The sequence below is a fragment of the Neoalteromonas facilis genome, assembly GCF_002807665.1.
Classification (GTDB): domain Bacteria; phylum Pseudomonadota; class Gammaproteobacteria; order Enterobacterales; family Alteromonadaceae; genus Alteromonas_E; species Alteromonas_E facilis.
On sequence record NZ_PEAY01000002.1, the window covers coordinates 489,545 to 500,033 of the forward strand.

A 10,489-nucleotide genomic window follows, 5' to 3' on the forward strand; every position below is an offset into this window, starting at 1 on the left:
CGCTACGTGACGGCAAGCCTTAGTCTACTGTGAAAACAGTACGGCTTCATATATCAGACCGACAATACTGCCATAACGTCCCGTTTCATATTCATCGCCAACAAAGCGTAGCGTTTGATTACCTTCTTCATCCATGCTGCTGATCACGGGTGTATGACGTTTATTGGTCAGCAATATGATGATCAGGTCCTGCTCAGGATCGATCACGCTAACGGTGCCGGTCCAGCCGGTGTGACCAAAGGCACGTTCACTGGCGTAGGGGCCAAATTGCCAGCGACGTTCGCCACCGGCTGCACGTCGAAAACCGAGGCCTGTGGCGGTATCTAGCGGGCTCGGTAAGACAAATTGATTGATCACAGACTCACTCAGTAAGTGATGCATGCCGTAGCCACCACCGTTCAATAGCAGTTGGGCCATGACCGCAAGATCGGTTGCTGTGGAGAACAACCCTGCATGACCTGATACGCCCTGCATACTGTAATAGGCTTTTTCATCATGCACTTCTCCTTCCAGCGTGTATTCACGTACGTTTTCAAAGTGAATATGACCATTTCGAGTATTGCCCATTAACTCTGTCGCAGCATAGTGCGTATCGTCTGGGCGCTTCTGTTTGGGGTTGAACAGAGTATCGGTTAGACCCAGCGTTTGATATATCGTTGATTCAACGAAGGTGTCTAACGGCATGCCGGTAATTCGCTCAACCAAAATACCGAGTAGCATAAAGCTGGTATCGCTGTAGCGCATGGCCGTACCATTGCTATGCAGCAGTGGCACTTGCGTCAGCAATAGTTGCTTGGTTTGCTCTGCGTTTTGCGAGAAAAAGCGACTGCCCAAGCCGTTTTCACGCATGAAAAACTTCACTTCTGGCGCAAAGCCTGCGCTGTGGGTCAGCAAGTCACGGGTGGTGCGTGCATCCCGTCCATCGCCACGAAACTCTGGCAAGTAATGATACAAGGGCTTATCCACATCTAACTGACCTTGTTCAACCAACGACATGATGGCGAGTGTGGTGGCAAAAATTTTGGTGTTAGACGCCACATCAAACAGTGTGTCAGGCGTCATGGGGGCAGGATTACTCAACGGTGAACCCTGCTGGTCATAGCGTTTGGCGAAACCGTAGGCTTGATGCTTGATCACGCGGCCTTTATGGGCGACCAATAATACGGCGCCGGGGAAACCCGCGTCGATATCCTGATTGATAAGGTGATCAACCGCTGTGAAATCAATTGAATTGTTAAGTCCATCAACGAGCGTCGGGTAGGAAATTTGGATGCGTAACTGGCCATCATCCGGCTCGATATTATCAACTGCAAGGGCGTTGATACCATCGCGTGTGCGGCGTGAGAGTGAATATTGATAGTGCGTATCGGGCGCAAAGGCATCGGCTAAATTCAACTTCTCGCCATTAATATATACATCAGCGCTTACTGGGCCTTCAGAGATATTTTCTAAGGTGATAGAGCCTCGCCCTTGATAGGCCTTAAACCTCGCTTTGTTGTTAACCCATGCGCTGTCTGAGAGTTCGGCATCTGGGAATATACGGTCTATCTGGCCCGATTGTCTTTTGGGGGGCTCACTTGCTAGTGATATGGGATCTCGCTCATAGCGCGCAAGCATCAGTTTAAGTTTACCCGGAAAATATTTTTCCAATAACGCAAAAATGGCTGCGTTGGTTTGGCTGTCGTTATTTGCGGTGACCTGCCAGGGGGTAAAATGCATTTGAAACGCGGCGAGCACGTCGCGGGTTGCCTGATCTAATACCCCCGTCGCAGCAATGTTATACCCGTAGGCACTAAGTGCAGCTTGGGTCACCTCGATGGTCGGCAGTCGCTCATTAAACGTACGCCAATAGTTGACATAAGTGTCGTTGTCATACCAAGCGCCAATACCAGCCTTGTAGAGTTCAAACCATGGAAAACGTGGGCCTGGGTCGTTCTTGCGATGGGGCGCAATATCGGCATGGCCAACCACGGCAGTGGGGTGAATGTCAGGGTTACGCGCTAGTATGGATTGGCTTAAGCTGATCAGAAGCTCGATTTGTTGTGGGTCGTAGTCTGGGTATAGGCAAACACGATTGGCGGCGTTTTCCGCGCGACTTGAACTGAGTGATTGATCACGGGCACATTCGGGAATATTCACGATTTCGATACCAATGGATTGATCATTCAATCCATTCATCCCTTGCCAATAACTTTCTCCGGCGTGCCATGCACGCGCATTTTCATCAACCAATTGAAAGGCTTTGAGTGAACCATAGGGGTAACTTTCATCGTTGTTTTGGGGGATCAAATAGTGGGAACTGAGGCCACCTTCATCCACGAGCGCCTTGACTGAATCAGCATAATTAAGTGCGGTAAAGTGCATAACCAACACCTTAACGCGCTGATTCTGATTAGCCGAGGGCAACTGCTCTACGCGACTGCTGGTGCAGCTAGTAATCAATGTCATCACGATAACGGCCGTGAGCCACCTCATTAACATGCTGCTATGTCCTCGTAACAAGGCTTCCGAAATAGGGTGGAGTATTGCATTCGCGCTTATGATCATATTCGCCTTACGTAACACTGTCGCAGAAAGTCCCTTCACCTTTGCAACATAACACAGTTCTGAAGCTATTCAGTGACTAAAATTATCTACATTGGTGACTAATAGTAGTCAGATACTTCAACAAACCTCGGTGCTCACAGGTTGCTTGGCAACAGGATTTTAGGGTTAATATTTAAAATATTACTATTAATTTGCAATATTGGAATAATTTATTTCTAATGGGGTTGTTCAACCTTGGATGACAGGAATTTTATGCTTTTAAGAGCCATTTTCTTCAGTGCATGCTTATGTTGTAGTTTTTCGCTAAAGGCTCAATGGGAAACACTCGCTTTTCAATTGGGGCAGAAGCAGATGCTGGATATCCGCTATTTCTGCGAAGACAGCACACCTGAAAATCCCTGTCGTACACCCGTGACACAATTAACCCCGGAGTTGGCCGAAATGTTGGTTCGCCATCAAATCGGCGGTGTTATTTTATTTGCTGAAAATATTCAGTCAGTAGAACAGACTCAGACACTTATTCAAGCGTTGCAAACTACGGTTAAAAAGGCAGGACTTCCGCCCTTGTTTATCGCCATCGATCAAGAAGGGGGCCGGGTGTCACGTATTCCAGTTTCTGCCAGCAATGCATTTGCTGGCAATATGGCAATTGGCGCTACCTATGAAAAGCACAAGACGCACTATGCCAAAGCGGTCAATAGTGCCATTGCGGAGCAACTGAAAGCGCTTGGAGTGAATACTAACTTCGCGCCAACAGTCGATGTTAACGTAAATCCAGAAAACCCGGTGATTAACGTTCGCTCATACGGAGAGTCATCTAAAGCGGTAGCAGAACTAGGTTTAGCCTCAGTAAAAGCCTTACAAAGCAATGGCGTTATCGCGGCGATGAAACACTTTCCCGGGCATGGTGATACGCATGTCGATAGTCATACTGGACTACCGCTGGTTGAGCATGCTCGCGAGATCATTAATGACGTCGACTTACGCCCGTTCCGGCATGCGATTGAATTAGGTGAGGGCGCTCAACCTGAAATGATCATGACTGCGCATATACAGTATCCAGCTTTGGATAAACGTACGTTTAAAACGCTGGATGGCAGCGATACCATTTTACCCGCTACGTTATCTAAATCGATACTGACTGATCTGCTGCGCAACGAGATGGGTTATCAAGGTGTAGTGGTAACCGACGCGCTCGATATGGCGGGCATTGCACATTACATGTCGTCGGAAGATGCACTATTACAAACCTTTTATGCCGGGGCCGATATAGCCTTAATGCCGTTTACTATCCGAGATCCTATGGATATCGCTGCGTACGACCAATTAATGGCGTCAGTCCAGCGACAAATAAAGGCGGGTAAAGCGGATAAGCAGTCGCGTGGGATCGGCATGGTTACAGCGTCTCAATTAGACGCTTCTGCACAACGTATTGCGAAACTCAAAAAGCGCTACGCGCTAGCATCATCCATTGATAAAAGTAACAACGCTATGCCGCGCTTTGATGCACTGGAAAAGGCGCTCGCTGTGAACGCTATCACACCGGTCATTACAAAAGTGGCGCTTCCTATTCCTAATAATTCGATATTGATGCTAATGCCAGATAACGCACGCTGTTTGGCGATGAAAAACGCCATGCTTGCACAGCAATATCGCGAAGTAGACTGTATCTCATTGGCAAATCGCCTCGATATGGCGCAGCTTGAAAAACAATTGGCCAGTGCCGCAACGATTATTGTGGGCGATATTTCACCGCAACATAGCATGGCAGAAATGGGCGGCATGGATGATTTAGTTGAATGGCAGAATCGCACAAACAAAGCCCAGCAATTCGCGATAATCAAGCACACGTTGGCTCAGGCGAAAGCGCAACAAAAGTTAACGGTATTTGTTGCGCTAAGAGCGCCTTATGTGATCAGTCAATTTAGTGATGATGTAGATATTGCTCTGGTGACTTATGACTATCGAATTTACCAAGATCCAGACGGTCAGGCGCGCGGTGTGATGTTTGATGCGCTGGCGAATGTGCTATCAGGAAAGGTTACTGCGCGCGGTAACCTACCGGTAACAGTGACACTGAATTAAGGGAGCAATAAGGTGTTATTATCCTCAATAAAAAGGCACTGCGACGCGGTATTAGCGCGCTTACCGAAGCACCGTATGCTGACCATTGACGTCTTTCGAGGCATTGCCATTACGGCGATGATCCTCGTTAATAATCCTGGAAGTTGGCAATATGTTTATGCCCCATTGCGTCATGCAGAGTGGCATGGACTTACCCCTACCGATCTCGTGTTCCCATTTTTTATTATCACAATGGGGATTGCCATTGGCTTGACGTTTTCTGCAGATAAGGTGGGCGGCAATCGTGCCGCGATTTTGATAAAGGTTGGTAAGCGCACGCTAACTCTTTTCGTACTGGGTTTATTGCTTGCGGTGTTTTACTACAACGTAACTGACCCACACTTTAATTGGTGGAAAGAGCAGGTTGAAGAGATTCGTATACTAGGGGTATTGCAAAGATTGGCGCTGGTATATGCGGCCTGTGCTGTGTTGGCGCTGCTGTTGAATAACAAGCAGCTCGTCGCGGTCAGTATTGCCCTGCTGGTTGGTTACAGTGGATTGCTGTTGTATATGCCCTACGGTTTGGGGGCGGACGTTTACGTTGGCGAATTGCTCATGGGTAATAACTATGCCGCTTATATCGACCAGGCAGTGTTAGGGCGAGCGCATCTTTATTATGCTGATGCACAGCCATTTGCTACCGATCCGGAAGGTATTCTCAGTACTTTCCCCGCCGTTGTCAGCGGCCTGATTGGTGTGGTGTTAGGACGTCATTTAGTTAGGCCCAACACACTAGAGTTAATTCAGCGCCTGTGGTTGATTGGTATTTTACTCACGCTGGTAGGGTGGGGAATGGATCGTTGGATGCCAATTAATAAAGCGCTGTGGAGTGCGAGTTTTGTGTTGGTGACTGCGGGGCTTGCGTTACTGTTTATTGCGGCTTTGCATACCTTGATCGATAAACATTGTATACGTCGCTGGTCTGCCCCATTTATTGTTTTTGGGGCGAATAGCTTATTGTTTTTCATGTTTTCCGGTGTACTGGCTCGTATTACTGTCATGATCCCCGTCGGCGACACTACGCTTAAAGGCGCGTTATACTCACAAATATTCCAACCTGCGTTTGGCAACTACTTTGGTTCATTAATGTACGCTTGCGTTTTTCTTATGGTGTCTTACGCTGTCTTTTATGGACTGTATAAGCGCGGTATTTTCTGGAAGGTTTGATGCCGCCTCACCGAGAGGAATGCGATTTTATGGATAGGCTGAGTCAATCAGGTCCGTTATTCGCGACGTTAATCGTCGTTGCGCTGTGCAGTTGGCTTGCGCACAAATGGTTATTAGCCAAACCAGAACTTACCGCTGAACAACGACTACCGCGTCAGCTCAGTTTTGGCTTTTTGTTACTTACCGCCTGTATCGCCATCATCTTGGCATTGCCGGTTAGCGAAGGATCTAGGAACCAGATTTTAGCGTTGTTGGGGATCCTTATTTCAGGTGTTATTGCATTCTCCTCAACCACAATCATGAGTAACCTAATGGCCGGCATAGTACTGCGGATGAATCGGCCTTTTAAAACTGGCGACTTCATTCGCTGCAATCAATATTTCGGTCGGGTATCGGAGAAAGGGCTGCTTGATACGGAAATTCAAACAGAGCAAAGAGAACTGGTTTCTATTGCGAACAGCTATCTAATTTCAAATCCAGTTTCCGTTATTCGATCATCCGGGACGCTGATCACCGCAGATGTTTCTATTGGATATGACGTACATCACGATACCGTAGAAGATGTGTTGGAAGTTGCAGCAAAGCACTCTGCTCTGAGCGATGCATTCGTTCAGGTATTGGCGTTAGGGGACTTCAGTGTGTCTTATCGCGTGTCAGGCTTACTGACTGAAATAAAAGGGCTTTTAACCGCTAAGTCACGCCTTCACAAAGCAATTTTGGATGAGTTCCATCAGCGTGGTATCGAGATTTTGTCGCCAAATTATATGGCGCAGCGACCAACCGATCCTGCACTACCTGTGATTCCGTCAGCCTCAGTCTCCAAGCAACCTAAAGATAACGTTGAGCATCATGAAGAAGTTGCGTTCGACAAAGCCGAGCAGGCGCAACAGCATGAACACGCGGTTGAGCAACTTCAAAAAGATATTGAGCAATTCAAAGTGATGTTGAACGAGGCGTCCGACAGTGAGCAAAAAGCGAAGCTCAAAGCCAGCATTGAGCAGGCACAATCAGAGATCGCATCGCTACTAGAGGTTCAAAAGCAACAGCTATCGAATGAAGACGCTCATCAGTAGTGCATTAGCTGTTCCTCAGTCTCCATGTTGAGTGGCGAATCTACATTTCGCGTCTTTTTAATCCGGTGAATGAATTGGGCCCTGGTGGGCTCGAGTATGCGAGCTTCTATTGCGTCTCAATCAACTCATCTATATCGGGTAACAGTTCATTTGCCCAACGAGGGTATTGTTCTGCGTTGGGATGTAAGTAGTCATCCATAACGCCATCTAGCATCAATCCTGTATCATCGAGAAACAGGTGATTGATGTTCTTCCACGAGATGCACGGGTTATCGGCCAAGGGTGCGATTAAAGCGTTAATAGATTCATTCAGCTGACGTAATCGATGAGTAGGGCGTTTAGCTCTGGGGAGCAGGCTATGCAATATGATATGGGCGTGAGGCTGCTGGTTTTGTATGGTGTTGATAATGTCGCTGATGGCAGCTGCAGTTTGGTCAGCTGGATCTTGTCGATGACCTGTATTATTCGTGCCGATCAACAGCACTATTGCGTGCGCAGTGTAGCCAGACAATTCGCCATTATTTAATCGCCAAAGCACATGTTCAGTGCGATCACCGCCAAATCCGAGATTTAAAGGCCCATAATGAGAGAATGCCTTTTGCCAATTGGACAGGGCTTTTGTTTCCCAACCTTCAATTATGGAATCGCCTATAAATACGAGTCTAATCTTATCTCCAATGCGTTTAATGTCCTGTAATTTCTGTTGGTGGCGCGACATCCATCCGGGTTTTTCGCTATTAGGCAGTGGGCAACTGGCGATAGCTGGCAGGTTACTCATGATGAGAAATTTCAATATATTGATTGGCGAGTATGGCAGAAACAACCTTGCCATTGCTCAGCAACAGGCCAAAGCCGTCAGTGCCGGGAAACAACGTATGATGCGCATCAGCCAGGCACAGCGCAGGCCAGCCTGAGTGATTGAGCAGCCATTGGGGGTTACCGACAAAATAGCTATAGCCTTGAGACAACAACGCCATATAGCTGGCTTTATTCAGTGGGGTTGGTTTATTCAATGGATACCCTTTTCCAGCCGTAAATGCTAGGTCCGTCGCATCGATATCGATAAACGCTGCATGGTGCGCTAAGTCTCCCATTGCATCTAACGTGGCTTTACGCGATTTTTCCTGTCGTCGGAAGGTTAGATCCGTGCAGTAGTGAGGAAGTTGCTTATCTTCATGGATCTTCACGTCGCGCAGCAGTATATCGGCAAAACCATTTTCTAAATTCTCGGGTATAGACCAGTAATCTTCACATGTATGCGCCGACCACGAGTTTTCTAGCATAGCTTTAAAGACCGTCATGATAGCGACAATATTCATTTGTCTGGCGGTTTGGCGCTGTGGATCGTCAAATTGGGCTCCTGACTCTATCAAGATCGTACTGGCACCTAGTCCAGCAATCGTATCGCCGAAAGAGCGAAAGGAATATTCATCATCGTACCGCGCAACCTGATCCGGAATGTGCTGCTCAACGGCAACTCGCATGCCAGCAATCAACCGCATTGCCCGCTCGCGCGTTTTATTGACTTCTTTTGATTCGTTATACGGTGGTGCTAAAAAGGCGATTGTCGACGGCTTTTGGCTTTTTCCTGCACTGTAGTACGGGTTCTGATCATGTAAGTTAAGCGCAATATCTGGTTTAAACGTTTTAACCACTTCCATCAACACTTGCGCTTCAGGAGAGGTTAGTTTGACGGCATCTCGGTTAATGTCGATCCCTTGCGCGTTTTCCCGTGTTTTATGCTGCGCCCCATCGGGATTGAGCATTGGAATAACGCAAAAAGTAAATTCAGTGAAGAACTGTTTAGCGGGTATTTCGGTGCCATTTAGTAGGATCTGAATGATATCCAATACGGCAGCTGTAGCGGTGGGCTCGTCACCGTGCATTTGTGTCCAAGCTAGTACACGTATCGGGCCATGCCCCAATGACATGCTGTGGATGGGGCGTTGTTCATAGCTATGTCCAATAATGTTGCATTCAACATTGGGCATCGCTGTTAGCGTGTCTATTACTGGTGCAATATCGTCTAATATCAGGTGTTGCTTGTTGAGTTCAGGCCACACTATCGATGGTGTTGTTAGCGTAGAGATCATTCCGTGCACTTCTCAACCGTTGATGCCACTACTATAGCTGATCTAACTCTAGTGCATAGAGTGAATATTCTCATTATGCAATTTATTCCGAATAAATAATTCACATTCGTCAGCGAGCCACTATACTGATGTCACTCTATCGCGCTAAATCATTGTTATGTCAGCCTTCGTTAAAATAAAAGCCATCAAAGATAACCTGTCTGCCAGTGAGATGAAGCTAGCTGCATTTACGCTAGATTCAGCGAATGCACTAAGGGAACTGAGTTCCCAAGAACTTGCCAATGTGGTGGGGGTTAGTCAATCCAGTGTGGTTAAATTTGCGCAGAAGTTGGGTTATCGAGGGTATCCGGCGTTTAAACTTGCGATCATTGATGCGCTGAATAATGAAACTGCTGACACACATTTGCATGGGCAGATCACGCTAAATGATGACTATCAGGCGATGGCGGACAAGTTGGTTAACAGTAAAATTGCGGTCCTCAATGAAACGCGGCAATTGAACGAGGTTGTTGCTTTTGAGAGAGCGGTTGAGGCAATTAAACATGCGCGACGCGTAGTTATTTGTGGGCTCGGCAGTTCTGCATTGGTCGGTAAAGATTTTTCCTACAAGCTACACAAGCTTGGTATCCATGCTATTGCAGAATCCGACGGTCATGCGCAATTGGGCATTGCTGCTACGCTGGATGAAGAGGATGTGCTGATTGCCATCAGTGAGTCAGGCACGACTCGCGAAGTGTTGAACTGTGTTATGGAAGCGCGTAAAAATCGGGTAACCATTATTTCGATTACCAAATATGGCAGTACACCTGTTTCTGACCATGCCTCAGTGAAACTATTTTCGGTTGCAGAAGATCCTTCATTGCGCCTTTCTTCCATTCTGGCTCGCACCGCCCAAGAGCTGATTATCGATATGCTGTTTATAGCGCTAACGCAATCATCTAGAAGCGGTCGGGAGCGATTAGAAAAGACAAACGATGTAGTTCACAAATTTCGTGGTGATGATTACAACTAATTAATTTAAGTTAACTTTGTTGTAAGTAAGCATTTACTCTTATCGGTTATTTGCATTCTATGGTTGGAAATTAAAATATAACGGCTGCTGAGTACGTCCTTCAGTCCGTCATCCAGACGAAAGTCAGGATCTTCTTGGTACGTGTTGCCGACATCGGTGCGATGAAAACTGAATGACAGCAATGAATAGCAGAAATTTATCCCTCATCAAAATGCCTTGGCGGCATTGTTATCTGTTTCGCTTAACTCATTTTTGGGTATGGTTAATTCTATTAATCAGTATAAAGGCGCTGGTATTTCTGAACTAAGTGCTAGAGTAAGTCGTAGTAGAACTTCGATAATTCAGAATTGAGGATACACTAATGTTAAAGCAACACAGAATGATTATTGCAGTGGTTGCAGTATCGTTAGCCGGACCAGTGATGGCGAGTGAGAAAAATATTGGTTTTACCTACATCGAGGGCGGTATCATTG

Annotated in this window: 7 protein-coding genes; 4 read left to right on the top strand and 3 right to left on the bottom strand. The window is 46.8% G+C overall.

Annotation, left to right across the window (positions count from 1 at the left end; translation table 11 throughout):
* Window positions 1–24: 24 nt before the first annotated feature.
* Complete coding sequence (gene pbp4b, locus CSH93_RS08430; protein WP_100642828.1) at window positions 25–2,475, bottom strand: penicillin binding protein PBP4B; 2,451 nt, start codon at window positions 2,473–2,475, stop codon at window positions 25–27.
* A gap of 324 nt (window positions 2,476–2,799) precedes the next feature.
* On the opposite strand from pbp4b, the gene CSH93_RS08435 reads away from it, so the two are divergent.
* The 3 genes from CSH93_RS08435 to CSH93_RS08445 are packed head-to-tail and all read left to right on the top strand — an operon-like array spanning window position 2,800 to window position 6,911.
* Window positions 2,800–4,632, top strand: coding sequence for a glycoside hydrolase family 3 N-terminal domain-containing protein (locus tag CSH93_RS08435; protein ID WP_100642785.1), 1,833 nt, complete (start codon window positions 2,800–2,802; stop codon window positions 4,630–4,632).
* A 12-nt stretch (window positions 4,633–4,644) separates the two neighbouring features.
* Window positions 4,645–5,838 carry an acyltransferase family protein gene (locus tag CSH93_RS08440; RefSeq protein WP_100642786.1) on the top strand — a complete coding sequence of 398 codons (1,194 nt, stop codon included), beginning with the start codon at window positions 4,645–4,647 and terminating at the stop codon, window positions 5,836–5,838.
* 29 nt (window positions 5,839–5,867) lie between these two features.
* Complete coding sequence (locus tag CSH93_RS08445; protein WP_164078327.1) at window positions 5,868–6,911, top strand: mechanosensitive ion channel family protein; 1,044 nt, start codon at window positions 5,868–5,870, stop codon at window positions 6,909–6,911.
* Between the two features lie 106 nt (window positions 6,912–7,017).
* On the opposite strand, the gene CSH93_RS08450 is transcribed toward CSH93_RS08445, so the two are convergent.
* Both CSH93_RS08450 and CSH93_RS08455 read right to left on the bottom strand, forming a co-directional pair.
* Window positions 7,018–7,689 carry a GDSL-type esterase/lipase family protein gene (locus CSH93_RS08450; protein ID WP_164078328.1) on the bottom strand — a complete coding sequence of 224 codons (672 nt, stop codon included), beginning with the start codon at window positions 7,687–7,689 and terminating at the stop codon, window positions 7,018–7,020.
* Complete coding sequence (locus CSH93_RS08455; protein ID WP_100642789.1) at window positions 7,682–9,004, bottom strand: M14 family zinc carboxypeptidase; 1,323 nt, start codon at window positions 9,002–9,004, stop codon at window positions 7,682–7,684. The genes CSH93_RS08450 and CSH93_RS08455 overlap by 8 nt, the downstream gene beginning before the upstream one ends.
* A gap of 157 nt (window positions 9,005–9,161) precedes the next feature.
* On the opposite strand from CSH93_RS08455, the gene CSH93_RS08460 reads away from it, so the two are divergent.
* On the top strand, window positions 9,162–10,016 hold the full coding sequence (locus tag CSH93_RS08460) for a MurR/RpiR family transcriptional regulator (protein ID WP_100642790.1): 855 nt from the start codon (window positions 9,162–9,164) through the stop codon (window positions 10,014–10,016).
* The last annotated feature ends 473 nt before the right edge of the window (window positions 10,017–10,489 follow it).